Annotated in this window: 22 protein-coding genes; 12 read left to right on the top strand and 10 right to left on the bottom strand. The window is 65.3% G+C overall.

Features of this window, described 5'->3' with window-relative positions; translation table 11 throughout:
- Positions 1–5 precede the first annotated feature (5 nt).
- Complete coding sequence (locus tag CDQ92_RS03540) at positions 6–1,601, top strand: spinster family MFS transporter (protein ID WP_088439989.1); 1,596 nt, start codon at positions 6–8, stop codon at positions 1,599–1,601.
- A 28-nt stretch (positions 1,602–1,629) separates the two neighbouring features.
- On the opposite strand, the gene CDQ92_RS03535 is transcribed toward CDQ92_RS03540, so the two are convergent.
- The 5 genes from CDQ92_RS03535 to CDQ92_RS03515 all read right to left on the bottom strand — a co-directional run bounded on the left by CDQ92_RS03535 (position 1,630) and on the right by CDQ92_RS03515 (position 5,115).
- Entirely contained in the window at positions 1,630–2,202 is a 573-nt protein-coding gene (locus CDQ92_RS03535) for a superoxide dismutase family protein (RefSeq protein WP_229667223.1), read from the bottom strand.
- Between the two features lie 270 nt (positions 2,203–2,472).
- Entirely contained in the window at positions 2,473–2,898 is a 426-nt protein-coding gene (locus CDQ92_RS03530; protein ID WP_088439988.1) for an ExbD/TolR family protein, read from the bottom strand.
- A gap of 36 nt (positions 2,899–2,934) precedes the next feature.
- Positions 2,935–3,456 (bottom strand): ExbD/TolR family protein, encoded by a 522-nt coding sequence (locus tag CDQ92_RS03525; protein ID WP_088439987.1) that lies wholly within the window; start codon positions 3,454–3,456, stop codon positions 2,935–2,937.
- A gap of 128 nt (positions 3,457–3,584) precedes the next feature.
- Positions 3,585–4,397: a MotA/TolQ/ExbB proton channel family protein gene (locus tag CDQ92_RS03520; RefSeq protein ID WP_188682303.1), complete on the bottom strand. Its 813-nt coding sequence runs from the start codon at positions 4,395–4,397 to the stop codon at positions 3,585–3,587.
- A 61-nt stretch (positions 4,398–4,458) separates the two neighbouring features.
- Positions 4,459–5,115: an energy transducer TonB gene (locus CDQ92_RS03515; RefSeq protein ID WP_088439986.1), complete on the bottom strand. Its 657-nt coding sequence runs from the start codon at positions 5,113–5,115 to the stop codon at positions 4,459–4,461.
- A 268-nt stretch (positions 5,116–5,383) separates the two neighbouring features.
- On the opposite strand from CDQ92_RS03515, the gene CDQ92_RS03510 reads away from it, so the two are divergent.
- The 3 genes from CDQ92_RS03510 to CDQ92_RS03500 all read left to right on the top strand — a co-directional run bounded on the left by CDQ92_RS03510 (position 5,384) and on the right by CDQ92_RS03500 (position 8,586).
- Positions 5,384–6,265, top strand: a complete 882-nt coding sequence (locus tag CDQ92_RS03510; RefSeq protein WP_088439985.1) for a hypothetical protein — start codon at positions 5,384–5,386, stop codon at positions 6,263–6,265.
- 108 nt (positions 6,266–6,373) lie between these two features.
- Positions 6,374–7,693, top strand: a complete 1,320-nt coding sequence (locus CDQ92_RS03505) for a homoserine dehydrogenase (RefSeq protein ID WP_088439984.1) — start codon at positions 6,374–6,376, stop codon at positions 7,691–7,693.
- Between the two features lie 59 nt (positions 7,694–7,752).
- Positions 7,753–8,586: a hypothetical protein gene (locus CDQ92_RS03500; RefSeq protein ID WP_088439983.1), complete on the top strand. Its 834-nt coding sequence runs from the start codon at positions 7,753–7,755 to the stop codon at positions 8,584–8,586.
- Here the strand turns inward: CDQ92_RS03500 and CDQ92_RS03495 are convergent.
- Complete coding sequence (locus tag CDQ92_RS03495; protein WP_229667221.1) at positions 8,583–8,969, bottom strand: hypothetical protein; 387 nt, start codon at positions 8,967–8,969, stop codon at positions 8,583–8,585. The two genes, CDQ92_RS03500 and CDQ92_RS03495, sit on opposite strands and share 4 nt — an antisense overlap.
- A 136-nt stretch (positions 8,970–9,105) precedes the next feature.
- Here CDQ92_RS03495 and glpX point away from each other — a divergent pair, with 136 nt between their 5' ends.
- On the top strand, positions 9,106–10,077 hold the full coding sequence (glpX, locus tag CDQ92_RS03490) for a class II fructose-bisphosphatase (RefSeq protein ID WP_088439981.1): 972 nt from the start codon (positions 9,106–9,108) through the stop codon (positions 10,075–10,077).
- A gap of 77 nt (positions 10,078–10,154) precedes the next feature.
- Here glpX and CDQ92_RS03485 read toward each other — a convergent pair whose 3' ends face one another.
- Genes CDQ92_RS03485 through CDQ92_RS03470 form a run of 4 tightly spaced genes read right to left on the bottom strand, consistent with a single transcriptional unit; the run spans position 10,155 to position 14,095 of the window.
- Positions 10,155–11,678: a carboxylesterase/lipase family protein gene (locus CDQ92_RS03485; RefSeq protein WP_188682301.1), complete on the bottom strand. Its 1,524-nt coding sequence runs from the start codon at positions 11,676–11,678 to the stop codon at positions 10,155–10,157.
- Positions 11,665–12,675, bottom strand: a complete 1,011-nt coding sequence (locus tag CDQ92_RS03480) for a sugar kinase (RefSeq protein WP_088439980.1) — start codon at positions 12,673–12,675, stop codon at positions 11,665–11,667. The genes CDQ92_RS03485 and CDQ92_RS03480 overlap by 14 nt, the downstream gene beginning before the upstream one ends.
- A 9-nt stretch (positions 12,676–12,684) precedes the next feature.
- Positions 12,685–13,440, bottom strand: coding sequence for a 2-dehydro-3-deoxy-D-gluconate 5-dehydrogenase KduD (kduD, locus tag CDQ92_RS03475; protein ID WP_088439979.1), 756 nt, complete (start codon positions 13,438–13,440; stop codon positions 12,685–12,687).
- Position 13,441: 1 nt separating this feature from the next.
- The gene (locus CDQ92_RS03470) at positions 13,442–14,095 is read right to left on the bottom strand and encodes an RpiB/LacA/LacB family sugar-phosphate isomerase (RefSeq protein WP_088439978.1); all 654 of its coding nucleotides are present in this window, start codon (positions 14,093–14,095) and stop codon (positions 13,442–13,444) included.
- A gap of 212 nt (positions 14,096–14,307) precedes the next feature.
- Here CDQ92_RS03470 and CDQ92_RS03465 point away from each other — a divergent pair, with 212 nt between their 5' ends.
- The 7 genes from CDQ92_RS03465 to CDQ92_RS03435 all read left to right on the top strand — a co-directional run bounded on the left by CDQ92_RS03465 (position 14,308) and on the right by CDQ92_RS03435 (position 26,844).
- Positions 14,308–15,360 carry a LacI family DNA-binding transcriptional regulator gene (locus CDQ92_RS03465; RefSeq protein WP_088439977.1) on the top strand — a complete coding sequence of 351 codons (1,053 nt, stop codon included), beginning with the start codon at positions 14,308–14,310 and terminating at the stop codon, positions 15,358–15,360.
- A gap of 119 nt (positions 15,361–15,479) precedes the next feature.
- Positions 15,480–16,679, top strand: a complete 1,200-nt coding sequence (locus CDQ92_RS03460) for an efflux RND transporter periplasmic adaptor subunit (RefSeq protein ID WP_229667219.1) — start codon at positions 15,480–15,482, stop codon at positions 16,677–16,679.
- A gap of 6 nt (positions 16,680–16,685) precedes the next feature.
- Positions 16,686–19,880, top strand: a complete 3,195-nt coding sequence (locus CDQ92_RS03455) for an efflux RND transporter permease subunit (protein WP_088439976.1) — start codon at positions 16,686–16,688, stop codon at positions 19,878–19,880.
- Positions 19,877–21,274: an efflux transporter outer membrane subunit gene (locus CDQ92_RS03450; RefSeq protein ID WP_088439975.1), complete on the top strand. Its 1,398-nt coding sequence runs from the start codon at positions 19,877–19,879 to the stop codon at positions 21,272–21,274. The genes CDQ92_RS03455 and CDQ92_RS03450 overlap by 4 nt, the downstream gene beginning before the upstream one ends.
- A gap of 71 nt (positions 21,275–21,345) precedes the next feature.
- Positions 21,346–22,134 (top strand): ImuA family protein, encoded by a 789-nt coding sequence (locus CDQ92_RS03445; RefSeq protein WP_088439974.1) that lies wholly within the window; start codon positions 21,346–21,348, stop codon positions 22,132–22,134.
- A complete protein-coding gene (locus CDQ92_RS03440; RefSeq protein WP_088439973.1) occupies positions 22,040–23,575 on the top strand; it encodes a Y-family DNA polymerase in 1,536 nt (511 codons plus the stop codon). The genes CDQ92_RS03445 and CDQ92_RS03440 overlap by 95 nt, the downstream gene beginning before the upstream one ends.
- Positions 23,572–26,844, top strand: a complete 3,273-nt coding sequence (locus CDQ92_RS03435; protein ID WP_088439972.1) for an error-prone DNA polymerase — start codon at positions 23,572–23,574, stop codon at positions 26,842–26,844. Before CDQ92_RS03440 ends, CDQ92_RS03435 begins: the two co-directional genes overlap by 4 nt.
- Positions 26,845–26,964: the final 120 nt, after the last annotated feature.

The following is a 26,964-nucleotide window of genomic DNA, read 5'->3' as shown; positions in this document are numbered from 1 at the left end:
GCCAGATGGCCGAGACCGCCAGCGAAACCAACGCGGCCGCAGCGCCGGGATTTCACGAGCCCAAGGCGACCGGTTACAGCTGGTACGTGCTGTCGGTGCTGGTCGTCGTCTATATCCTGAATTTCATCGACCGGCAGATCCTGAGCATCCTGGCGGTCGACATCAAGGCCGATCTGGGGCTGACCGACGCCGATATGGGCTTCCTCGGCGGCGCCGCCTTTGCGGTCTTCTACGCGCTGTTCGGCATCCCGCTGGGGCGGCTGGCCGATAATTGGAGCCGGGTTAAATTGCTGTCGATCGGCCTCGCCCTCTGGTCGACAATGACCGCCTTGTCGGGTTTTGCGCGCGACCAGATGACGCTGACCTTTGCCCGCATGGGGGTCGGTGTCGGCGAAGCGACCGCGAGCCCGACCGCCTATTCGCTGATCTCCGACTATTTTCCCAAAAAGCAGCGCGCGACGGCGCTCGCGATCTATTCGTCGGGGCTTTACATCGGAGGCGGCGTGTCGCTGTTCATTGGCGCGTTGATCGTCAAGGCGTGGAACGAGGCCTATCCCGGCGGCGGCCCGCTCGATCTGGTCGGCTGGCAAGCGGCGTTCCTGGCGGTCGGCATTCCCGGCCTGCTCGTCGCGCTATGGGTGGCAACACTGCGCGAACCCGTGCGCGGCGCGATGGACGGCGTGGCGAGCCCGAGTTCGCCCGCGCCCTTCCGTCAGTTTGCGCAGGATCTGTCGACGATCGTCCCACCGTTCACGCTGATGGGCGCCTGGCAGCGTGGCCCCGCGGCGCTGGCGATCAATATCGGCTTTGCCGCCGCGATCGCCGCCTTTGCCTGGTGGATGATCGAATTGACCGGCAATCTGCCGCAATGGTCGGCGGTGGGGCTGGGCTACTATGCCGTGTTTTCCTGGGCCTGCACGCTGCGCGCGCGCGATACGGCGACCTTCCGGCTGATCTGGGGCACCCCGGCGTTTATCTGCACGACATTGGGCTATGGACTGGTTTCACTCGCCGCCTATGCCCTCGCTTTCTGGTCGGCGCCCTATGCCGAAATCGTGCTGGGTCTGCCCAAGCAGGAGCTGGCGTTCTGGCTGGGCGCCAACGGCGCGATCAGCGGCTTTATCGGAGTAATCATCGGTGGCCGGATCGCCGACGCCTTGCGCGCAAAGAACCCGGCCGGACGGATCCTGATGATCATCTTTGGCGTCGTTGCGCCGATTGTGCCGATCTGGGTCGGCTATACGACCGACAATACAAGCCTGTTCTATGTGATGAACTTCCTTGCCGGGATGTTCGGCGCGACCGCCCTCGGCGCTGCTGCGGCAACGACGCAGGATCTGGTGCTGCCGCGGATGCGCGGGACAGCAACCGCCGCCTTCTTCCTGGGCACGACCTTGGTCGGGCTGTCGTTCGGCCCCTATATGGTCGGGCAGATTTCGGATCTGGCGGGGACAATCGTCGACGGCAAGCCTGTCGGCGACCTACGCACCGGTATTTTGTCGCTGATCGGGGTAGCGCCGATCGCGCTGATCCTTCTGCTCTATGCGTATCGCGCGGTGCCGCAGGCTGAAGCGACGATCGTCGAACGCGCCGCGGCTTGACCCGCGCCGTCGCTTGACCGGCGGGTGACTAGCCCGCCGGGGCAGCCATAATCACGCCGCAGGCGATGCGGTCACCACTGTTGCCGCTGGGGTCGGTCTTCATGTCGTCGGGACCGGCATGAATCACGAACGCGGCGCCATCGGCGTCAAGCATCGCGCCCTCACCCATCAGGCGGGTGCCGACCAGTTGCAGCGTCGCGCGGCCGATGGTGTCGGGTTCGACGACCAGATTGGGCAGATCGCCATGGTGCGCGCCCATCGGGTTCTCGCGGCCATGCTGTGCCGCGGTCGGGTTCCAGTGCGGGCCGGCAGTGGTGAATTTCGGGGCATCGCATAGGCCGGTGGCGTGGACATGCATGCCATAGGTACCGGCACCAAAGCCGCGCGCGACGAGTTCGAGCCGCAGCCCGCTGCCGTCTTTGAAAATGTCGACGCGCCCGCGGTCGGCGCCGCGCGCATCGACCAGATTGGCATAGGCGTCGGGGACCGGCAGCTTGGAGGTCGGCGTCTTGCCCATATTGGCGCAGCCCGCGAGCGCCAGCGCGCCGATCAGTGTGGCGGCCGGAATTGACCAGGTTTTCGCATATGGTGGCTTGATCATATTCTGCTCCCCAAGTGACGGTTCGGACGTAGAACGCCGTAGCGGCGATCTCGATCCCTTCGCAGAGGACGATGCCCTTATTCGCGGCAAGTTCCAAGCTTCTATGGTAGATTTGAGGTGCGGCGCGGGCGAAACCGATCCTCCACGTTCCAGGGAGGATCGGTCATGGCAACAACTGGTCGCCAGCCGCCATCCGGGCACCGTCAAAAGAAAAGGGCCGCGAATTGCTTCGCGGCCCTAACTATTCTGCCGAACGACTCCGATCAAATATCAGAAGACGCGGGAATATTGTTCATTACCGACGAAGCCCAGCTTGCCGACGCCGCTGCGCTTGATCACCGCCAACACATTGTCGACGACGATATACCGCGCATAGGGATCGGGCTGGACCTGCAACTCGGGTTCGACCGGCAGCGCCTTAGTCTGTTCCAGATATTGCGCCAGCTGCGCCAGATCGATTGGCGCGCCGTTCCAGGTGATCGTCCCGGCGGGATCAATCATCACCTTGTTCTTTTCGGGATCGACATTGCTTTGGCTGTCGGTCGGTACCGGCAGGTCGATCTTTACCGCATGGGTCTGGACCGGGATGGTGATGATGAACATGATGAGGAGCACGAGCATGACGTCGATCAACGGCGTCGTGTTCATGTCCATCATCGGTTCATTGTCGTCCCGTTCTCCGACTGACATCGACATAGGGTTATTCCTTCATTCGTAAAATCGCCGACACCCTTACAGGCGGCTGACCGTGCCCGACCCAGCAGCAGGTTCGGAGATGAACCCGATCTTCTGGAAACCGGCATATTGCATCGTATAGATCACGCCGCCAATGCACTGGTACGGGGTCGCAACGTCGCCGCGGATATGCACTTCGGGGAAATTATCCTCGGTGATATTCTCGACGCCGCCGATATCCTCGATCAGCTGTTCCAGTTTGGTCTGCCCGCGTTCCAGCAACTGTTTGGAATCGACCGGGGTCTGGCCCCAATAGACTTCGCAAGCGGTGCTTTCCGGATTGGGCAGGCCGTCGCCATCGGTATCCGCCGAGCGGACCGACAACAGCACATTTTCGGGTTTCGTCGTCGTCACCTCGAACGCCACGTCGGGAAGCTCGAGGTTCACCGTCTCCAGCACCACGGGAACCGTGATGAGGAAGATGATGAGCAGCACGAGCATGATATCCACGAGCGGGGTCGTGTTGATCTCGGACATCGGGGCATCTTCGCCCGCCTTGTCACCTACACTCATCGACATAGGATCAGTATCCTGTCACTAAAATTCATGTCACGGACATCGGGCTTGCAGGCCGCATAGCCACGCTCACCCTGTCCAGTGGATTCCGCCCCCGCCTTCCGGCGCAGGGCGGAAATCCCCAAATCGCCTCAGGCCTTCTTCGGCGCAGCGGCCGGAGCGGCAGCCTTCGGAGCCGGACCGGTCATGACCGGCTTCACCTGGCCATTCGACATGATCGAACCGAGAATATCGTTCGAGAAGGTCGACAGGCGGCGGGCGATCGACTTGTTGCGGCTCTGCAGCCAGTTGAACGCAAGCACCGCGGGGACCGCCACAATCAGACCGATGGCGGTCATGATGAGCGCTTCACCGACCGGTCCGGCGACGGTGTCGATCGACGCCTGACCCGACGCACCGATTTTAACGAGGGCGCGCAGAATACCGATAACGGTACCGAACAGCCCGACGAACGGAGCGGTCGAACCGACGGTTGCGAGGAAGGAAAGGCCACCATTCAGCTTCGAGTTGATGTGGTTCTGCGAACGCTCGAGCGTGCCGTGCATCCAGTCATGCGCTTCGACGGGGTCGGTCAGCTTGTTATGCTCTTCGTTGGCGCGCAGGCCGTCTTCGACAACCTGACGATAGGCGCTGTTCTTTTCCAGCTTCGCTGCACCTTCGGCCAGCGTCGGCGCGCGCCAGAAATTGGCATCGACCGCCTTGCCCTGGTTCATCACCTTATTCTGTTCGAACAGCTTGGTGAACAGAATGTAGAGCGTGCCGATGAACATGATCAGCAGCACAAGGAAGGTCAGCTGGCCGACGATGCCGCCGTCGCACAGCGCGGGGATCATGCCGTAGGGGCTGGCGCCTTCTTCCTTCACGCACAGCGCCGCAGGCATCAGGGTGAGGCCGACGTCGTGGGCCGGTGCCGCCGCAGCGGCATTTGCGATCAGATTAAACATAATGGATATTCCCTCTCAAGAAATTCGGTAAAATTCGAATGATCGGCGATCACACGCTGAATCAGCGCGGGATCTGCCAACGGATACGATTGCTGTAGGTGCCGCCCTGCGGGTTACCCGCGCGATCCTTGCCCGGATTGAACCGGCCACGACGCGTGATAAGTTTGCAGGTTTCGGCATCAAGATCGGCATGACCGCTCGACGAGGTCACGTCGCACGAAGTAATCCGGCCATCGGCGCCATAGGTAACGCGGAAACCCGTCGTTCCTTCACGCTCTTCGCGCATGGCGCGCGCCGGATAGTCGTCGTTCGTTGCCCAGCGACCCGGGTTGCCGCGCGGCGAACCGGCGGCACTCAGATCGGGCGTCGGCGGCGGCGCCGGCGGCGCCGGCGGCACATAGATAGCCGGCGGCGGCGACGGCGGAGGTTCGCGGACCGACTGGATCTGCGGCGCAGAAACCGGCGGCGGGAACGGCGACGGCGGCGTCACGACCGGGGGCGGCGGCGGCAGGACATTGTCCGGCGGCGGCGGCGGCGGCGGTTCTTCCGGCGGCGGCGGTTCTTCGACGTCCACCACATCCAATTTTTCGGCAATCGTCTTGACGATGCTGATATTCAGGCCGTTGACGAGGCCGTAGCCCATCATCGCCGTCAAAAAGCCCACCAAGACGATCGAGACCACCCTGCTTTTAGGGTCGACATTATCACCATAAGCCATTCAGGGACGACGCTCCTTGCTAGATCATCCTGACACCAATTCCCACCCGACGGGTTCAGTTGCCAAATGCCCGGATGATTTCCGATGCGTTCCACAGACCCGGCGGAGCTTCGTCCGGCATGTTATGTTTTTGCCGGACGTTTCGCCGCCCGTCCTATCGCGGTGGCGGCAAGTTCGCAAACCCTTTATCAGCGGTTAATGTGGCATGTCCCATGATGGGGACCAACGCACCGCCACCGGTGTCAACAACGATGGAAAGTAATCGACCATGCGCGTGTATCAGTCGGCCGCGATTGCCGGACTTTTGGCCCTGACCCCCGGATTCTCTGGCGTTTCCGCGATGCAGGCGGCGGCACCCATGGCGGCAGCGAGCCCATACAGCTATGCCGACATCGCCGATCTGGCCGCCGCTGCACCGATGGTGCTCCATGCCCGAATTCACAGCGCGGTGGCGCTCAAACCGGCGCGGGCGCCGGGCGTCGCGGCGGGCCACAGCCGATTCTACGTCGAAGCCGACGTCGTCAGCCTGATTCGCGGGTCGGGACCCCTGGCATCGCGGATCGCCTATCTGGTAGACCTGCCGCTCGATGCCCGCGGCAAATCGCCAAAGCTGAAAAAGAAACAGCCGGTCCTGCTCTTTGCCCGGCCCGTCGCGGGCGCCGCGGCGGGCCGCAGCAGCACCGGCAGCGTCCGGCTGGTTGCCCCCGACGCGCAGCTTCCGTGGGACGCTGCGACCGAGGCGCAGTTGCGCGCGGTGCTGACCGAACTGGTCAAGCCCGGCGCTCCGCCCGCGATCACCGGCATCGCCAACGGCTTCCACGTCCCCGGTACCTTGCCTGGCGAGGGCGAGACACAATTGTTCCTCAACACCAGCACCGGCGAGCCGGTGTCGCTGACCATTTTGACCGCCGCCGACGGGTCGCGGCGCTGGGCCGCAGCGTTTGGCGAAATCGTCGACGGATCGGCGGCGGTGCCGGCGCGCAATACGCTCGCCTGGTATCGACTTGCTTGCGGGCTGCCACGCCAGTTGCCGCTCAGCAAGCTGGCAGGCACCGCGCCAGAAGATCGCCGCAAGGCGGCGTCAGACTATGGCATCGTGCTGGGCGCACTCGGCGAATGCTCCCGCACACGTAAGCCCCCGGTCGGATAAAGATCAGCTTCGCCGCGGCCAAATCGCGCCGGGGTTGTTTCCATGGCAAAAGCCGATAGGGCGCTCGCACCGGCGGGGCGTGGCTCCGCGCCTAATACGGAGTCCCCCATGTCGCCCCATCCCGCCCCGACCGCTCCCCGTCCGCCGCTGCGTGTGGCGCTTGCGGGAATCGGGGTTGTCGGGGGCGGCGTCGTGCGGCTGCTCGAAACCAACCGCGATCTGATCGCGCGCCGCGCCGGGCGCACGATCGAGATCGTCGCAGTGTCGGCGCGCGATCGGCACAAGGACCGCGGCATCGACCTGTCGCGCTATCGCTGGGAAGACGACATGGACGCGCTGGTCGCGGCGGACGATGTCGATGTCGTCGTCGAGATGATCGGCGGCGCCGATGGATCGGCGCTGACGCTGGCGCGCCATACGCTCGGCGCGGGCAAGGCGCTGGTCACCGCAAACAAGGCGATGATCGCGCATCACGGGCTGGATCTCGCACGACTCGCCGAAGAAACGGACACGCCGCTGAAATATGAAGCCGCAGTCGCCGGCGGTATCCCGGTGATCAAGGCGATCCGCGAGGGTGCTTCGGCGAACGAGATTGCGCGTGTTTACGGCATCCTCAACGGCACCTGCAATTACATCCTGACGCAAATGGAGCGGAATGGCGCGAGCTTTGCCGATGCGCTCGCCGCGGCGCAGGCCGAGGGTTATGCCGAGGCCGACCCGACCTTCGACGTCGACGGCATCGACGCCGCGCACAAGCTGTCGATCCTGGCCGCGCTCTGCTTCGGTACAAGGCTCGACATCGGGGCGGTCGCCGCCGACGGCATCCGCGGCCTGATCGCTGCCGATATTCGCGAGGCCGAAGCGCTGGGGCACCGCGTCCGCCTGATCGGCATGGCCGAACGGAACGGAGATGGCCTGTACCAGCATGTCCAGCCGTGCCTGGTCCCCGCCGACCATCCGCTCGCCTATGTTCCAGGCGCGCTCAACGCGGTGGTCACCGAAGGCAATTTTGTCGGGCGGCTATTCTTCGAGGGCGCGGGCGCGGGGGCGGGGCCGACGGCGTCGGCGATCGTTGCCGACATTATCGACATCGCGCGCGATGAATACGGCCCCGCCTTTGCGATGCCGGTCGATTCGCTCGACGCCGCGCCGGTCGCCGACGCAGGCGCGCGCATTGGCAAACATTATGTCCGCCTGATCGTCGAGGACCGCATCGGTGTCCTCGCTGAAATCGCGGCCGCGATGCGCGATGCCGAGGTGTCGATCGAAAGCTTCATCCAGCGCGGCACCGACGAGGAGGATGGCGTCGTCATCGTGCTCGTCACCCACGCAGGTCCGGCGCGCGCGATCCATGCGGCGCTGGCGATCCTGGCGGGGTCGGACCATGTTGTCAGCACGCCGATGCTGATGCCGATACTAGCGCTTTAACCCCGGTTGATATTGCTGCGCGCCTTGTTACCCCGTTGACCGGGAAACGGGGGGCAAAGATGGACATCAATATCCGGCGCGGACTGGCCGACGCGTGGGCATTGGCGGCAGCGCATCGCAATATGCTGGCGGCCTATGTCGCGCTGGGCGTGGTCGTGCCATTTCTGTTGCTCGCGAGTGAGCCGATTTTCAGCCTGCGCACGGTCATGGCGATCCTGTCCGATCCATGGTCGTACCGGATCGGCGGATCGTTCACCGGGCCGCTGTATCTGCTCGCGATCGTCGCGGTGATCGTGGCGGGATCGATGCAGGCCGCGTGGAACGGCCTTTTGGCCGAGATGCGCGAAGGTTATTTGTCCGAGATCATGTTCGGCATGGTTGCCGGTTTCGCTTACCTGATTGCCAATCTGATCCTTGCCATCGGTTTCGGGTTGCTCACCGCCGCCCCCCTGCTCGTGCTTGGCCCCGCAGCCGTCGTCAGCGGCAGCGATCCGCTCGCTATCGCGATGGCCGTCTATCGGCTCCTAGTGACTTTGGTCGGCAGCTGGGTCGCGGCGCGCTTTTGTCTGGCGGGCGCGATCATGGGCAGCCGCGGCAGCCTGGAACCGGTGTCGGCGTTCGCCGAATCGTGGCGCCGCACCGGCACGGCACAAGCCAGGCTGTTCGGCTTTTACCTCCTCTATGGCCTGCCCTATGGCATTGCCGCGGCGGCGCTGATCGTCGTGCACGGCGCGATCATCCTGAACAATGCCCCTAGCAGTTTTGCCGAAACAATGATGAGCCTTGGCTGGATTTTGTTGTTCGCGCTCTATTTCCTCGGCCAGATCCTGATCCCTGCCGGCTTCTATCGAACGAGCGAGCCTGCCGCGGCGGCAAGCGAGATCTTCGCCTAAAGCTCGGGTTCGGGCGGCGGCTGGCCGGTTTCGGGATCAGTCGCGCGCTTTGCCTGTTCGTAAAGCGCGTTATATTCGGGGCCGGGTTTCATCCGGCCGCCGATCGATATCCAGTTGTAAGGCAGCTTGTCGAGGCTCATCGCCTTCGCCTCGGCGCGCGGAAGCCTGGGCGGCGCTTCACGGCCCTCCTGCGCGATCGCGCGCAATTCAGGGGTCAGCCGGTGACGTTCGGTATCGGTGCCGCACACATTGATCGACCCGTCATCGGCGGGCTTGCAGCGGCGGATCGGGTCGACCAGCTCTTTGGCATTGGCCGCCGCGGCTTCGGCGTTGCGCGGCGGCGGCGGCGCGGGCGGACCTTGAACCTGTGCTTGTCCGGTCACGGGGATGACGCACGCTAGCAGGGTAGCGGCTCCGATTCGGGCGAAGCGTCCTCGACAAGCGGTGCGACCGGCCATATGGCGCGCACCATGCCCGACCGGGGCGGCAAGGCAAGACCAAAGACGGAGATCAGCGGACATGACGACCAGCGGCAGCAACCTCGACCGGGTGCTCGTACTCGAAATGGTGCGCGTCACCGAAGCCGCGGCGATCGCCGCCGCCAAGCTGATCGGGCGCGGCGACGAGAAAGCCGCCGACGCAGCCGCGGTCGAAGCGATGCGCACCGCATTCAATACGCTATATATGGATGGCACCATCGTCATCGGCGAGGGCGAACGCGACGAAGCGCCGATGCTCTATATCGGCGAAAAGGTCGGCAGTGCGCCGGGCAAGGGCCCGAAGATCGACATCGCGGTCGATCCGCTGGAAGGCACGACGATCACCGCCAAGGCCGGCCCCAACGCGCTCGCGGTGCTGGCGATCGCCGAAGAAGGCTGTCTGCTCAACGCCCCCGACGTCTATATGGACAAGCTGGCGGTCGGCCCCGGCTATTCGCCGAACATCGTCAATTTCGACAACAGCATCCGCCAGAATGTCGAAGCCGTCGCCAAGGAAAAGGGCTGCACCGCCGCCGACGTGATGGTGTGTGTGCTCGACCGCCCGCGCCACGAAGCGATGATTGCCGAGTTGCGCGCACTCGGCTGCGGCGTCGCGCTGATCCCCGACGGCGACGTTGCCGGGGTGATCGCGACGACCAACCCCGACACCAATGTCGACATCTATATGGGCAGCGGCGGCGCGCCCGAGGGCGTGCTGGCGGCCGCGGCGCTGCGCTGCGTCGGCGGCCAGTTCAAGGGCCGGTTGCTGTTCCGCAACGACGACGAGCGCAGACGCGCGGCGAAATGGGGGGTCGAGGATCTCGACCGCGTCTATGACCTGGAAGATCTGGCCAAAGGCGACGTGATCTTTGCCGCCACCGGGGTCACCGACGGGTCGCTGCTGCGCGGCGTCAAGCACCGCCGCGACGGGGTGATGACCACCGAAACCGTCGTGATGCGCGCATCGTCGGGCACGGTGCGCTGGGTACGCGGCGAGCATCGGGCCAGCTGACGGTCTCGATCAAGTCCGCTGACCGCTTCCCTCCCCCAAAAAAAGCGCGATCAAAGTGCGATAGGGCGTCGATCCGGTCAACTGCCAGGCTGGATGTAGGGCACCCGCGCGAACAGTTCGCGCTCCCACCGGCGGGGATCTGGTTCGACCCGGCTCTCGGTATTGAAGATCATCGTCTGGCGATGTTTCAGGTCATAAGCGGGCCAGCCCGGATCGCCGGTGCGGGCAAAGCGGACGAACGCGTTCATCACCCGCTCACTCATTGCCTGCTGCGTGAGGGTCGGGTCAGGGATGGTGCCAAAGCTGAGACCGATATCGTCGGTGTGTTTCGCATCCTCGAAGTCGAGCTGATAGACGAACGCGGGGGCGCCTGCCCGCGCGCGTGCCTCGGCCTCCTCGACTTGACCGCGCCAGCTGCGCGCGGCGGTGACGATGCGGTGGAACAGGTCAAGCGGTGCGGCGTTGGGATAACGCGCTCGGAACTGGCCCACGACCCATTCCGGGTGCGCGTCGATGCGCATTTCGGGCGCGATGCGGACGGCGAGATTGTCGAAACTCAGCCCCGCGAGCTGCTTGCTATCGGGCGCGTAGAAGGCGCGCGTTTCCAGCGCCGTGTTGCCGAGCATCATCGGGATGCCGTTCGACTGCGGCGCCGCATCGGGCCAGAAGGGGTGGCGCGCCAGATGCGTCATGTCGAGCACCGGCCCCATATAGACGCCGCCGCCAAGGATCGGGTCGCTTGCCGAGAGCGCCGCGACGAGTTGCTCGACGGGCGCGGTCGCGGGATCGACGCCGTCGCCTAGCTTCGCAAGGAACGCCTCGGCGCGCCTGGTCGCGTTGAGCGGCCCCGAGGCGGTGACCTGCTGCCCGCTCATCGTGATCGCCTTGTGGAACAAGCCTTTCGCCGCGGGCATCGCCATCAAGGTCGCGATCTTGGCCCCGCCGCCCGACTGACCAAACACGGTGACATTGGCGGGATCGCCGCCGAACGCCGCAATGTTACGCTGCACCCATTGCAGCGCGGCGATCAGGTCAAGCTGTCCTGCATTGCCGCTGTCGGAATAGCGCGGATCGAGCCGCGCGAGATAGAGATAGCCGAGCGCGTTCAGCCGGTGATTCACCGTCACCACCACAACATCGCCGCGCGCAGCAAGCATCGTTCCATCGTTGATCGGGTCGGTGACGCTCCCGGTCGAATAAGCGCCGCCGTGGAAATAGACCATCACCGGGCGCTTGCGCTGTTCCTCGATGGCGGGCGTCCAGACATTGAGGAACAGGCAGTCCTCTGCTTGCGGCTGATAACGGTTGCCGCTCTGCGGACAGGCTGGGCCGAAACTGTCGCCTTTCAACTGCTCGGCCGTGGTCACCGCAACCGGCGCCGCAAAGCGCGCCGCGCGCGCGTAGCGAATCCCGGTGAAGGCCCACGCCGACCCATTGCCAATGCTTCCCCGCGCGCTCGATCGATAGAAGCCGTCCCGGGCCTCGACCCCGCCAACATGGTGGGTCGGTGTAAAAATCTCGGCCTTAGCGACCAGTGGCATCAGCAGCGACGCCGTGCCTGCCGCGAGCAGGCTACGCCGCGTCAGCCTATCGCCGGACATCGAGCCCGCCGCCATGGAAGGCATCGATGTCGGCCTGCCCGAAACGGCTCGCATCGCCGGGCAGCGAATGTTTGAGCGCGGTCAGTGCAAGCCCCGATTCGGCCATCGCCTGCGCATCGCCGCCCGCCAGATGCGCGTGGAGCACCCCGGCGGCAAAGGCGTCGCCGGCGCCGATGCGGTCGACGATGCCGGTAACGTCGATCTCGTCGGTCTGGTGGCCGCCACCACCTAAATCGACGCGCGCCGCGATGCGGTGGTGATCGGCGGTGACGGTGTGCCGAGCTGTCGAGGCGATCAGCTTGAGGTCGGGGAATGCTGCAAAACCTGCCTCCGCGGCCTCACGGCGGCGATCCGCGCCCTCGCCGCTGAATTCTTGGCCCAACACCAGCGACAGGTCGCGGTGGTTGCCGAACAAGATGTCGGTCAGGCCGATCAGCTCGCACAGCACCGCACGCGGGTCGCTGTCCCATGCCTCCCACAGCATGGCGCGGTAATTGCCGTCGAAGCTGACCGGCACGCCGAGCCGCTTGGCTGAGCGCGCAGCCGCCAACGCTGCGTCAGCCGAGCGCGGCCCGAGCGCAGGGGTGATCCCTGACAGGTGGAGTAGGCGAGCGTCGCCAAGTAGCCCATCCCAGTCATAATCCTCCGCGCCGGTCGCTGCAAAACTCGACCCGGCGCGGTCATAGACGATTTCGGACGATCGCAGACCCGCGCCGACGCTGAGGAAATAGAGCCCCATGCGGCCTGGGCCGCTGGTGACAGCGCTGCAATCAACGCCCGCACCGCGCACCGCCGCCGCAGCCCCGCGCCCCAGCGCATTGGCGGGAATTTTACTGACCATCGCGCAATCATGGCCGAGATGCGCAAGGCCGATCGCGACATTCGCCTCGGCGCCGCCGACGTGAAGCGCCAGCGACGGCGACTGCATCAACAACTCGTTGCCCGGCGCGGTCAGGCGGATCAGCAATTCGCCGAAAAAGACTAAGCGTCCGGTCATTGCGCGATGCTAGCGCGCGAGCCAGCCGCCGTCGACGGCGAGGATATGGCCCTGGACATAATCCGACGCGCTTGACGCCAGGAACACGGCCGCACCGCCGAGGTCGCCGGGATCGCCCCAGCGCCCTGCCGGGATACGCTCCATGATCTGGCGATTGCGCGTCTCGTCACCTTGCAGCGCCGCAGTATTGTTCGTCGCGATATAGCCCGGCGCGATCGCGTTGACCTGAATGCCTTTCGCCGCCCATTCATTGGCGAGCAACTTGGTCAGCCCCCCGACGCCCGATTTCGACGCGGTATAGCTCGGCACGCGGATACCGCCCTGAAAGGTCAGCATCGAGGCGATGTTGATGATCTTGCCGCTCCCGCGCGCAATCATGTGGCGCCCCACGCTTTGGCAGAGGAAGAACAAGGTCTTGAGATTGGTATCCATCACCACGTCCCAATCCTCTTCGGTGAAATCGACCGCATCGGCGCGGCGGATAATCCCGGCATTGTTGACGAGGATGTCGATGCGCCCGAACTGGGCGAGCACCGCATCGACCAGCGGCTGCACCGCGCCGACGCTCGACAGGTCGGCGGCGAAATTTTCACCCTTGCGGCCCAGCCCGCGCACCTTGCCGACAGTCTCGTCCGCCGCCGAACGCCCCGCCGCAGCAATGTCGGCCCCGGCTTCGGCGAGCGCGAGCGCAATCCCCTGCCCGATGCCGGTGTTGGCGCCGGTAACCAGCGCGACCTTGCCTGAGAGATCAAACAGCCCGGCCATGTCAGGCGAGCGCCCGCTCCGCCGACAGGCTCTTCAGATAGGTGCTGATCGCATCGTCCTGCGAATTGGCGTAGAAATACTCCGCGAACTTCTCGCCCGCGGTCGCCGCGCGCAGCAGATCCTGATCAACCGTCTTCAGCACGGTCAGCATGTCGTGGCACGACGCGGCCTTGAGATCTTTCAGGATGCCGCGGTTCGTCCGCATGATTTCGGCGCGCTCCTTGGGGTAGCCCAGGCCGCGTTCGCCGTCGAACAGCTTGCGATAGACATCCTGCAGGTTGAGCTCCGCGGCCCAGCCGAAGCCCTTCGCATAGGGCATCGAAATGGCGTTGCCGTCATTGATCTGGCCGAACAGGAACGCATCGGTCGGATCGATCACCAGACCGCAGAAAACGCCGGGCATCGCGTTGCACGCCAGCATCGAACCCATGCCCGTGCCGCAACCGGTCACGACGAAATCGGCGGCCTTCGCGTTGAGCAGGATGCCGGCGAGCAGGCCGTTCATGATGTAGGTCAGCGACGCTGTGTCGTCGGCCGAGTACATGCCATAATTGAACACTTCATGGCCCAGCGGCTCGGCGACCGTGGTCAGCGCTTCGTGGATGATGCTGTTCTTGGCGGCCTGGCTATTTTCGGTGATCAGCGCGATCTTCATGATGCGGTTCCTTTGCTGGATTTTGCGACAAGCTAGTCATTTTGGTAACCGGTGTCAATATTGATGCCAATGGGATTGCGAGGCTGACCTAGACACCGGTATCCATTTTCGGCAGATGACGGTTTGTCGCGGTTGATTTCGCCACGCCGAGCGCCCATCACACCGGGCGATTGGCGGGACAGCAGCCCGAACCCGCAGAGGATTGGACGCACATGGCGGCACAAAAAAAGGGCGCAGGCGGCAAACAGCCGACGATCAACGATGTCGCCGCGCTTGCCGGGGTATCGAAAAAGACCGTCAGCCGCGTCATCAACCGCTCCGAATTCCTGACCGAAAAGACGCGCAAGGCCGTCGAGCAGGCGATCGAAACATTGGGGTTCGTCCCCAACCCGCAGGCGCGCGCGCTGGCGTTCCGGCGCAACTTCCTGATCGCGCTGCTCCACGACAATCCCAATGCCCAGACGGTGCTGAACTTTCAGCAAGGCGTGCTCGACGCAATCAAGGACAGCGACCTCGCGCTGCTTGTCCGCCCGGTCGATCGCGGATCGGAACGGATGCTCGACGACGTGCGCACCTTTCTGGAAAAGCAGCGGCCGATCGGCGCGCTGCTCTTGCCGCCGATCTCTGAAAACGATGACCTTGCGGCGCTCTGCGAAGACCTGGGCGTGCGCTATGTCCGCGTCGGATCGGCGCCGCTCGACGATGCCAAGCATTGCGTGTCATCGAACGACCGCGAGGTCGTTGCGGAGGCGGTGCGCGCGCTGATCGCGCTCAGGCATCGCCGCATCGGTTTTGTGCGCGGCCCGCAGGGCTTCCGCTCCGCCGCCGAGCGCGAAAAGGGGTTTATGGAAGCGCTCTCCGAGGCGGGGCTCGACCTGCCCGCCGCCTATAACGCGCCGGGCAATTATCGCTACGCCGCCGGGATCGAAGCGGGCGAGGCGTTGCTGTCGCTGTCCGAGCCGCCGACCGCAATCTTCTGTTCGAACGACGAAATGGCAGCTGGCGTGATGAGCGTCGCGCATGCCAAGCGTATCGATGTGCCGGGGGCGCTGTCGATCATCGGCTTCGACGACAGCCCCACCGCCACCCACATCTGGCCTGCACTGAGCACCGTGCGCTGGCCGATCCGCGAAATGGGGGTGCGCGCCGCCAAGACGCTCGTCCCCGACTTTTTGCCGCTTGCCGGCAAGGTTGACGAGAGCGACAGCGGGGTGCTGAACTCAACCTTCATCCAGCGCCAGTCGGTCGCCTCGCCGCAACGATAGGCGGCGGCGCCAAGACGCGGAAAATTGTCGTAATTTGTCGCAAAGCCCGCATTGCGCTTGCATGCGACAAATCAATCGGTTGAATAGGCCCGATTCCTCCCCTTCCCCAAAGAACCGCTATGAAAATGACCCTTATGCTGGAGACAAGGTCGCTGTTGCTGGCCGGAGCATTATGCGCCGCGACCTTGTCGCTCGGCGCGTGCTCGGGGCAAGAAGACGAGAGCAAGAACGGCCGCGGCGCGCCGCAGGTCGGCTTTGTCGTGGTGCAGGTCGAGCCGGTGCCGGTCACTACGTCACTCGGCGGGCGCACCGTCGCCTTTGAAACCAGCGAAGTCCGACCGCAGGTCAATGGCCTGATCCGCCGCCGCCTGTTCACCGAGGGCGGGTTCGTTCGCGCCGGTCAGCCGCTCTACCAGATCGATGCCAGCCTCTATCAGGCCGCGGTCGAGCAGGCCGCCGCCAACCTTGCCAGCGCCCGCGCTAGCGCGCAGGCGGCCGACGAGCGCGTCCGCCGCTTCGCCCCGCTCGCCAAGATGCAGGCGATTGCCGAGCAGGATTATACCGACGCGCTCGCCGAGGCGCGCGTCGCGCGCGCCGCGGTCGCCCAGAATAATGCCGCGCTTGAGACTGCGCGCATCACGCTGCGCTATGCGACGATTACAGCGCCGATCAGCGGCCGCATCGGCCGCAGCCTCGCGACCCCCGGCGCGCTGGTCAGTGCCAGCCAGGCAAGTCCGCTGACCACGATCCAGCGGATCGACCCGATTTATGTCGACATGCAGCAATCGAGCGCCGAGCTGACGACGCTGCGTCAGGCGATCGCCAGCGGCGGCATTTCACAAGGCGGCGCCGCCGTGCGCCTGCGGCTCGAAGACGGCAGCGCCTATGGCTTTGCCGGTACGGTCGAGTTTTCCGAGATGACGGTGAACGAGGCGACCGGCACCGTGACCTTGCGCGCGCGCTTTCCCAATCCCAACGGCCTGTTGCTGCCCGGCATGTTCGTGACCGCGATGTTCGACCAGGCGATCGATCCGACTGCAATCCTGGTACCGCAGCCAGCGGTGCAGCGCGATTTCGATGGTTCGGCCTTTGTTTATCTGGCGAGCAAGGACAATAAGGCTGTACGCCGCAAGATCGCGACGTCGCGGACGGTTGGCGGCAGCTGGATTGTCACCGATGGGCTGCGCGCAGGCGATCGCGTCATCACGCAGGGGGTTGGCAATCTTCGCGACGGCGCCGACGTTCGGCCGGTCCCGGCGAGCAGTCCGCAGCGGGTGGGGGCGCCCGCTACGGACAAAGCCACAGAAAAGGCGAAATAGCCCCTCATGTCGCGGATATTCATCGACCGGCCGATCTTTGCCTGGGTGCTGGCAATCGTTGTCATGCTCGCGGGGTTCGGCGCGCTGCGCTCGCTACCGATCGAACAATATCCCGATATCGCGCCGGTGCAGGTCAATGTCCGCGCCAGCTATCCGGGCGCGTCGGCCGAAACGGTCGAGAACAGCGTCACCCAGATACTCGAGCAACAGCTGACCGGGATCGACGGCCTGCTCTATTTCAGTTCGAGTTCCAGCTCGCGCGGACAGGCGAGTATCACCGCCATTTTTGACAAGGGCATCGACCCCGACATCGCGCAGGTTCAGGTGCAGAACAAGATCGAATCCGCGGTGTCGCGCCTGCCGCAACAGGTACAGCAGCAGGGCGTGCGGGTCAGCAAATCCAATTCGGACACGCTGTTGATCGTCAGCGTTTTTGACAAAACGCGGACCCGCAACAATTATGACGTGTCCGATTATCTGACCACCAATATTCAGGATCCGCTGTCACGGGTCGAGGGGGTCGGCGACGTCAATATCTTCGGGTCGCCGCACGCAATGCGGATCTGGCTGAACCCGCAACGGCTCGCTGCGGTGTCGCTGATGCCCGGCGACGTCATCTCGGCGATCACGGCCCAGAACAGCGAGGTCGCCGCAGGCGAAGTCGGCGGCCTGCCATCGCCGCAGGGCCAACTGCTGACCGCGACTGTGACCGCTCAGTCGCGGCTGCAAACGCCCGAAGAGTTCCAGAATATCGTCCTGAAGACGCTGCCCGACGGTTCGGCGGTCCGCATCCGCGACGTCGCGCGGGTCGAAATCGGCGCCGAAAGCTACAACTCGGTGGGACGGCTCAACCGCCAGCCGAGTTCGGGCATGGCGATTTCGCTGTCACCGGGGGCCGACGCGCTGGCGACCGTCGACCGGGTGAAGCAGCGGATGGCCGACCTGGCGAGGAACATGCCCGAGGGGCTGGACTATGCCTATATCAACGACACGACGACCTTCATCCGCCTGTCGGTCAGCGAAGTGCAGAAAGCGCTGTTCGAAGCGATCCTGCTCGTCATCATCGTCATGTTCGTGTTTCTGCAAAGCTGGCGCGCGACGCTGATCCCGGCGATCGCGGTGCCGGTGGTGCTGCTCGGCACCTTCGCGGTTTTCTATCTTGCGGGCTTCACGATCAATACGCTGACCTTGTTCGGCCTGGTCCTGGCGATCGGGCTGCTCGTCGATGATGCGATCGTCGTCGTCGAGAATGTCGAGCGGCTGATGGAAGAAAACCCTGGCATGACGGCGCGCGAGGCGACGATCCAGTCGATGAAGGAATTGCAGGTCGCGCTGATCGCGATCGGGCTTGTCCTGTCGGCGGTGTTCATGCCGATGGCTTTCTTTGGCGGTTCGACCGGGGTCATCTATCGCCAATTCTCGATCACCATTGTCTCCGCCATGGCGCTGTCGGTGTTCGTCGCGCTGATCCTCAGCCCGGCGCTGACCTCCACCCTGCTCAAGCCGCGTGACCATGGCGAACCGCCGCCGCCGCGTTTTCCGCGCGCCAACGCCGCGCTAACCCGCGCCAAAACTTGGTTTAACACCAGCTTCGAGCGCACGACCGACCGCTATGTCGGCAGCGTCGAGCGCGTCGTCGAGCGCAAATGGCGTTTCCTAGGGCTCTACCTGATCATCCTCGTCCTGCTGGCGTTTATGTTCCTGCGCCTGCCCAGCGGCTTCCTGCCCGGCGAGGATCAGGGCCGGGTCCAGATCCAGTTCCGCCTGCCCGCTGGCGCGACGCAGGAACGCACGCTTGAGGTCCGCGACGCGATCGAGGATCATATGCTCAGCGCCGAAAAGGCGAATATCGAATCGCTGTTCCTTAACGCCGGCGGCGGCGGTGGCGGCGCGTCGGGGCAGAATACCGGACAGGGTTTCGTCAATCTGGTCCACTGGGACGACCGGCCAGGCAAGGAAAATAGCGCCGACGCGATTGCCGAGCGCACCCGCCAGGCCTTTTCCGGCCTGCGCGACGCACAGGTCTTTGCGCTCGTCCCCGGCTCGGTGCGCGGGCTGGGCGATACGTCGGGCTTTACGATGCAGTTCCAGAACCGCAGCGGCATGACGCGCGAAGATTTCGCCGCCGCCCGTGACCGCCTGATTGCTGCCGCCAACGCCAATCCCAAGCTGACCTCGGTCCGCCTGAGCGATCTGCCCGACCTTGCAACGTTGAAGATCAACGTCGATACCCAGCGGCTGACCGCCTATGGGCTCACCAACGCCGATGTAAACAACACGCTGTCGACCGCCTGGGGCGGCCGCTACGTCAACGACTTCATCGACGAAGGCCGGGTGAAGCGCGTCTATGTCCAGGGCGATGCACCCTATCGCTCCAAGCCCGAAGACCTCAGCCAATGGTATGTGCGGTCGGCCGATGGCGAGATGTCTCCCTTTTCCGCCTTTTCGCAGATCAGCTGGTCGACCACACCCAGCACCACCGCGCGCTTCCAAAGCGTCCCCGCCTTCGAAATCTCGGGCCAGCCGACCGCTGGCACCAGTTCGGGCGAAGCGATGGACGAGATTGCGGCGCTCGCAGCCGAAATCCCCGGCACCAGCGTCGCCTGGTCGGGCGCTTCCTATCAGGAACGGTTGTCGTCGGGACAGGCGCCTTTGCTCTATGCGCTATCGCTGCTCGTCGTCTTCCTCTGTCTTGCGGCGCTTTACGAAAGCTGGTCGATCCCGGTCGCGGTGTTGCTGGTCATCCCGCTTGGACTGGTCGGCGCGGTCTTTGCCGTCACCCTGCGTGGGCTGGAAAATGACGTCTACTTGCAGATCGGGCTGCTCACGACGATGGGGTTGGCCGCCAAGAATGCGATCCTGATGATCGAGTTTGCCGAGCAGGAAGAACGCAAGGGCAAGCGCGTGATCGAGGCCGCAATTTCGGCAGCGAGGATTCGTCTGCGCCCGATCCTGATGACGAGCTTTGCTTTCATATTCGGCGTGCTGCCGCTCGCGCTCGCGTCGGGCGCGGGCGCAAACAGCCGCATCGCGATCGGCACCTCAGTAATCGGCGGGATGCTGACCGCCACCCTGCTTGCGATCTTCTTCATCCCGCTGTTTTTCGTCCTCGTCCGCCGCGGGGTACGCGACGGGATCGCGGCTGTCCGCACACGCTTTGGCAAGGGCAAAGCCGGCGGCGCCGCCGAGGTGCCGGCATGATCGGCCCGCGCGCCCTGTTGCTGGCGAGCACGCTGGCGCTCGTCGGTTGCTCGCTAGCGCCCAAGACGGTGTTGCCCGCGCCGCCGGTCCCGCAAAGCTGGCCGGTCGGTGACGCCTATCTGCTGCAAAGCGAGGCGGCGCTGCCGATCCTGTCGTACCAAAGCGTCTTCACCGATGCGCGCCTTCATTCGCTGGCCGAGCAGGCGCTGACGAACAACCGTGACCTGCGCGTCGCTTATGCCAATGTCGCCGCGGCGCGGGCGCAGGCGCGCGTCACGCGAGCCGGGCAGTTCCCCGCCATCGGAATCAGCGGCGGCGCGGGCTATTCCGACAGTAATGGTGCGAGCGGCAGCGGCGATTTCTCGCTGCGCGGCGGGGTCACCGCGTTCGAACTCGACCTGTTCGGCAAGCTCGCCAATGCGAGCGAGGCCGACCGCAACCGCGCGCTGGCGACCGAGGCCGCGTCGCGCACCGTGCGGCTCGCGCTGATCGCCAATCTGGCCGAAGCGTGGGCGACCTATGGCGCCGACCGCGATCTGCTCGCGATTGCACAGGACACCGCCGCCAATGCGCGCGAAAATGTCCGGCTGACCCGCGCTCGGCTAGACGGCGGCGTCGCACCGCGCACCGATCTTCGCCAGGCCGAACAGATTCTGGCGACCGCCGAGGATGCGATTGCGGCGCAGACGAGCGCGCTGGCGCAGGACGAGAATCTCATCCGCCTGCTCGTAGGCGGCGATGTCGATCGTGCGCTGCTGCCCAACGGGCTGGCCGACGTCACGCCTGCTATCGCTTCCCTCCCAGCGGGGGTAAACTCGCAAATCCTGCTCCGCCGCCCCGATGTGATCGAGGCCGAATATGGCCTGCGCGCCGCCAATGCCGACATCGGGGTCGCGCGTGCACAGCTGTTCCCGTCGATCTCGCTGACCGGACTGCTCGGCTTTGCCAGCAACGCCCTGTCCAGCCTGTTCGACAGTGGATCGTTCAGCTGGTCGGCGGGCGGCGACGTCACCGCGCCGATCTTTGACGCGGGCGGTCGCCGCGCGGGCGTTGCGGTCAGCGAAGCGCAGCGTGACGCCGCGCTGGCGGGCTATGAAGGCGTGATCCAGACCGCGTTTCGCGAAGTCGCTGATGCGCTTGCGGTGCAGGGCACGATCGCCGAGCGGGTGCGCGCCGCGGCGGCGAACACTGCCGCCGCCGCCGATACCGCGATGCTTTCCGACGCGCGCTATAAGGGCGGGGTCGACAGCTTCCTCGCCAGCCTCGACGCGCAGCGCAGCCTCTATGCGGCGCGGCGCACCGAGATCGCGACCCAGCTGCTGCTGGTGCAGACCCGGGTTGCGCTGTTCCGTGCGCTGGGCGGCGATGGCGGCGCGGGCGCCGCAACGTCCTAACCTTCGTCATGGCGGACTCACCTTGACAATCCCCCTCGCTCGCGCGCTAATAGAACAAATCAGGAACATATATGCGCGAGTCGTCCCAACCTCTCGCCGGGCTGCGCCAGCGCATCGCCCGGCTGGCCGCCACTGGTGGCCCCGAAAGCCGCCCGGCCGAGGGCTGGCTGGCGACGGGGCATGACGCGTTCGATTCGGCGCTCGGCGGCGGACTGGCAGTGGGTCGCACGCATGAATTTTTCGCCGCCGACGCGCTCGACGGGGCCAGCGCTGCTGCCTTTGCGGCACTGGTCGCGTTGCGCACCCCGGGCAAGGTGCCGCTGTTGTGGCTGCGCACCGTCGATGCCGGGCGCCGCACGGGGCATATCTATGCCCCCGGCATCGCCGAACTTGGCGGCGATCCGGGCCGTTTGCTGCTGATCGAGACCGCCGACCCCAAGATGCTGCTCGCCTGCGCCAATGATGCGGTGCGCTGCGCCGGATCGGCGGCAGTGATCGTCGAAAGCTGGGGCAAATTCCCGCTGCTCGATCTCACCGCCGGTCGCCGCCTGACGCTCGGCGCGCGCGATGCGGGGACGACGCTGCTGATGCTGCGCCTGAATGCCGCGCCGACGCCGAGCGTCGCCGACACGCGCTGGAGTATCGTCGCCGCAACGTCGCGCGAACTTGGAGCCGACGCCCCCGGCGCGCCCGCCTTCGACCTCGAACTGCTGCGCTGGCGCGGCGGCCCTGCCGGAACGCGCTGGCGACTCGATTGGGATAAAGATGAGCAAGCTTTCCGGGACGCGGCGCTATCTGGCGCTGTTCTTCCCTTGGCTGCCCGCCGAACGGTTCACCCGCTCGGCGCCGAAGCCGCCTGACCTCCCGCTCGTCTTTGCCGAGAAGCAGCGCGGCGCGCTGCGCCTCGCGAGCATCGATGCGCGCGCGCAGGCGCTGGGGCTTCGCGTCGGCATGCCGCTCGCCGACGCGCGGGCGCAGGTGCCTGACCTTGCCATCGTGCCGCACGATCCCGTCCTCGACCAGAACTGGCTCGACCGGCTCGCGCAGGGCTGCGCGCGCTACACCCCGCTTGTCGCGCTCGATTCGCCCGACGGGCTGATCCTCGACATCACCGGCTGCACCCATTTGTTCGATGGCGAGGCGGGATTGATCGACGACATCGACCGGCGGCTGACCCGGCTCGGCATGACCTTGCGCCATGCGCTTGGCCCCACCGCCGACGCCGCGCGCGCGCTCGCGCGCTATCAGACACGCCCCGCCCCCGACGAGGCGACTGCGATCCGCCGCTTGCCCGTCACCGCGCTCGAACTCGAAGCCGAGGCGGCAACCGCGCTCGTCCGCGCCGGGCTCAAGACGATCGGCGACCTCGCGGCGCGGCCGATGGCGAACATCGCCGCGCGCTTTGGCGCCGACGCCGCGACCGCGCTGCGCCGCCTGCTCGGCGACGCGCCGAGCCCGCTCGATCCGCGCATTACCCCGCCGCCGATCGCCACCGAACGCCGCTTTGCCGAACCCGTCGCCAGCATGCCGCACGCGACCCGGATCCTCACCGAACTGGTCGGCGAAGCGATCGCGGCCCTGACCGAACGCGGTAAGGGCGGGCGCCATTTCCGCGCCACCTTTTTTCGCAGCGACGGCCTCGCGCGCAGCATCGCGGTCGAGACCGGCCATCCCACGCGCGACAGCAGCCTCGTCATGCGTCTGTTCGCCGAGCGGATGGATGGACTGCGCGATCCGCTCGACCCCGGCTTCGGCTTCGACATGATGCGCCTCGCGGTGCCGCGGCTCGAAGCGCTTGCCGCGACCCAGCTCAAGCTCGAAGGCGGGGAAGTGCGCGCCGCGGCGATGACCGAACTGGTCGACCGGCTGGCGACGCGGATCGGCCGTGGCGGCGTCCGAAAATTCGCCGCTGTCGACACGCATATTCCTGAGCAGGCGCAGCTCGCCTTGCCCGCGATCGACGCCCCGCCGCCGACGTCCTGGCCCGCCCCCGAACCCGGCGAACCGCCGCTGCGCCCCTTCTATCTCTTCGATCCGCCGCAGGTCATCGAGGTGATCGCCGAGGTGCCCGACGGCCCGCCGCACCGCTTTCGCTGGCGCCGCGCTACCCACGCGATCCGCCGTTACGAGGGGCCGGAACGGATCGCGAGTGAATGGTGGCGCCGCAAGGACAATACCGGGCTGACCCGCGACTATTACCGCGTCGAGGACAACCGCGGCCGCCGCTACTGGCTGTTTCGCCATGGGCTGTACGACGAAAAGCCCGACCCGCGCTGGTATATCCACGGGCTGTTCGCATGAGCCCAGACCCCGCACCCGCACCCGCCTTTGCCGAACTGGTCGCCGCGACCAACTACAGCTTCCTGCGCGGCGCCTCGCATCCCGCCGAGATGGTCGCCGAAGCGATTGCGCTGGGCATGCCCGGCATCGGTATCGCCGACCGCAACAGCGTGGCAGGGGTGGTGCGGGCGTGGGCATTTCTGAAAGAGCTCCAGGTCAAGCAGCCTGAAAGTGTCGCCAATTTCCGCCTCGTCGTCGGCGCCCGCCTCGCCTTCGCCGACGGCACCCCCGACATCGTCGCCTATCCGACGACGCGCCATGGTTGGGGGCGGCTGACCCGGCTGCTCTCGACCGGCAACCTGCGCGCGCAAAAGGGCGATTGCATTCTCCATCTGGAGGATTTGCTGGAGCATTGCGACGACCTGCTGCTGATCGCGATGGATGGCGATGAAGCCCTGCTCCGCACCCTCAAACACGCGCGACCGAAATCGGTCTGGCTCGCCGCAACGATGCCGCGTGCGGGCGCCGATGCACGAAAGCTCACCGCACGCGAACGCCTGTCTGCGGCGACGCGCATCCCGCTGCTCGCCACCAACGACGCGCTCTATGCGAGCATTGCGCAGCGCCCGCTGCACGACATCATCACCTGCATCCGCGAGGGGGTGAACATCCACAAGGCGGGCAAACTGCTGCGCGCCAATGGCGAACGCCATCTGAAAGCCCCCGCCGAAATGATGCGGCTGTTCCAGCAGCACTCCCAGGCGATCGAGCAAAGCGCCGCGCTGCTCGCGCGCATCCACTTCCAGCTCGACGACCTGCGCTATGAATATCCGCACGAGCCGGTGCCGGACGGATGGAAACCGTTCAACTATCTACACCATCTGGTGAAGACGGCAGCAGAGGAACGCTATGGCGCTCCTCTGCTGCCCAAGGTTCGCAAGCTCATCGGCAACGAACTCCGGCTGATCCGCAAGCGCGACTATGTCTATTATTTCCTCACCGTTTACGACCTCGTCCGCTTTGCGCGCGCGCAGGATCCGCCGATCCTCTGCCAGGGCCGGGGATCCGCCGCCAATTCGATCGTCTGTTTCCTGCTCGGCGTCACCTCGGTCGACCCGGTCGAGCATAAGCTGCTCTTCTCGCGCTTCGTCTCCGCCGAACGCGATGAGCCACCTGACATCGATGTCGATTTTGAGCATGAGCGGCGTGAGGAGGTCATTCAATATATCTATGATCGCTATGGCCGCGACCGCGCCGCGATCGCCGCGACCGTCATCCATTATCGCCCGCGCAGCACGATCCGCGAGGTCGGCAAGGCGCTGGGCTTCAGCGAGGATGTCACGGCGCGGCTCGCGGACACGAGCTGGGGAAGCTGGGGTGATGAAGTGCCGGTCGAACGACTCATCGAAGCGGGGCTCGAGCCGCACAATGGCGAGATCGAACGGCTGCACCGCTTTGTCGGCGAATTGCTGAAAGCGCCGCGGCACCTGTCGCAGCATGTTGGCGGCTTTGTGCTCACGCAGGGGCGGCTCGACGAACTGGTTCCGATCCATAATGCCGCGATGGAGGATCGCACCTTCATCGAGTGGGACAAGGACGACATCGACGCGCTCGGGCTGATGAAGGTCGACATCCTCGCGCTCGGCATGCTGACCTGCATCCGCAAATGTTACGACCTGATGCGCGAACATGGGCTGGGCGATCACACGCTGGAACTCGACATCGATTCCAAGGATCCGGCGGTTTACAACATGCTGTGCAAGGGCGACAGCATCGGGGTCTTTCAGGTCGAAAGCCGCGCGCAGATCAACATGCTGCCGCGCCTGCGCCCGCGAAAGCTCTACGATCTGGTCGTGCAGGTCGCGATCGTCCGTCCCGGACCGATCGAAGGCGACATGGTGCATCCCTATCTGCGACGGCGGAACGGGGAGGAAGAGGTCGAATATCCGTCGCCTGACCCGCCTCATGACCCCGATGAATTGCGCGAAGTTCTGGGCCACACCTTCGGTGTGCCGCTCTTTCAGGAACAGGCGATGAATCTGGCGATCACCGCCGCCGAGTTTACTCCTGAGGAGGCCAACGGCCTGCGCCGCGCGATGGCGACCTTTCGCAATGTCGGCACGATCGACAATTTCCGTGAGAAGATGGTCGGCGGCATGGTCGCGCGCGGGTACAAGCAGGATTTCGCCGAACGCTGCTTCAAGCAGATCGAGGGGTTTGGCAGCTATGGCTTTCCCGAAAGCCATGCGCAGTCGTTCGCCCGGCTCGTCTATGTCTCGTCATGGATCAAACATTACCACCCCGCGGTTTTCACTTGCGGTCTGCTCAACTCGCAGCCGATGGGTTTCTATGCCCCCGCGCAGCTGGTGCGCGACGCGCAGGAGCATGACGTCGAAGTGCGCGAAGTCGATGTCAACGCGAGCAGGTGGGACAGCAGCCTTGAGCGCAGGGATGACGGCAACCTCGCGCTTCGCCTCGGCTTTCGGCAGGTCGATGGCTTTCGCGAGGCTTGGGCGGCGCAGATCGTCGCGGCACGGGCTACGCCATTTACCGCCGTCGAGGAACTTGCCCGCCGCGCAGACCTGCCCTCGCGCGCGCTGCGCCTGCTGGCCGAGTCCGATGCCTGCCGCTCGATGGGGCTCGATCGGCGTCCGGCGCTGTGGAACGCGCGCCGGGTACGACAGGGGGTGCTGCCGCTGTTCGGTGCCGCCGAAGCAGACGAACTCGGCGCCGAAGAAGATGCCGAGCTGCCTCCCACGCCGCTCGTCGAAAATGTCCTCACCGATTACCAGACGACGCGGCTATCGCTGAAAGGCCATCCGATGGCGTTTCTGCGCGATGATTTCGCACGCGAGGGGGTGCTGAGCGCGGCGCAGGTAATGGCGGCAAAGAATGGCTCGATCGTCCGTACCGCGGGGGTCGTGCTGATTCGCCAGCGCCCGGGCAAGGGCAATGCGATCTTCATCACGCTCGAGGATGAGGGCGGGGTCGTCAACATCCTGCTGTGGGCGCGCCATTTCGAACGCTATCGCCGCGCCGTCATGGCGTCACGGCTGATGCTGGCCGAGGGTGAGGTGCAGCGGAGCAAGGAGGGCGTCATCCACCTGATGGCGACGCGCATTGTCGATCGGACGGCGATGCTCGACACTTTGGGCGACGGGCGCGAAGTGCGTCCCGACCTGTGCCGCGCCGACGAGGTTGTGCATCCGCAACGGCCGCGCGGTTATGCGGCGAAGCACGGCCACCCACGCGACGTCCGCATCCTGCCCAAGTCGCGGGATTTTCATTGATGGTAGCCGACTGACGTCGGCGAACGGCTGCGCCGAACAGACAAAAAGTGATGCCCCGGCTGTGGGGGCCGGGGCATCGGATCAGGCTATCTAAGGGACCAACCGAATATAGCCTGAAAG

The organism is Sphingopyxis bauzanensis (assembly GCF_002205675.1).
Classification (GTDB): domain Bacteria; phylum Pseudomonadota; class Alphaproteobacteria; order Sphingomonadales; family Sphingomonadaceae; genus Sphingopyxis; species Sphingopyxis bauzanensis.
Note: the sequence above shows the minus strand (reverse complement) of the source record. Positions and strands in the feature narration are given on the sequence as shown.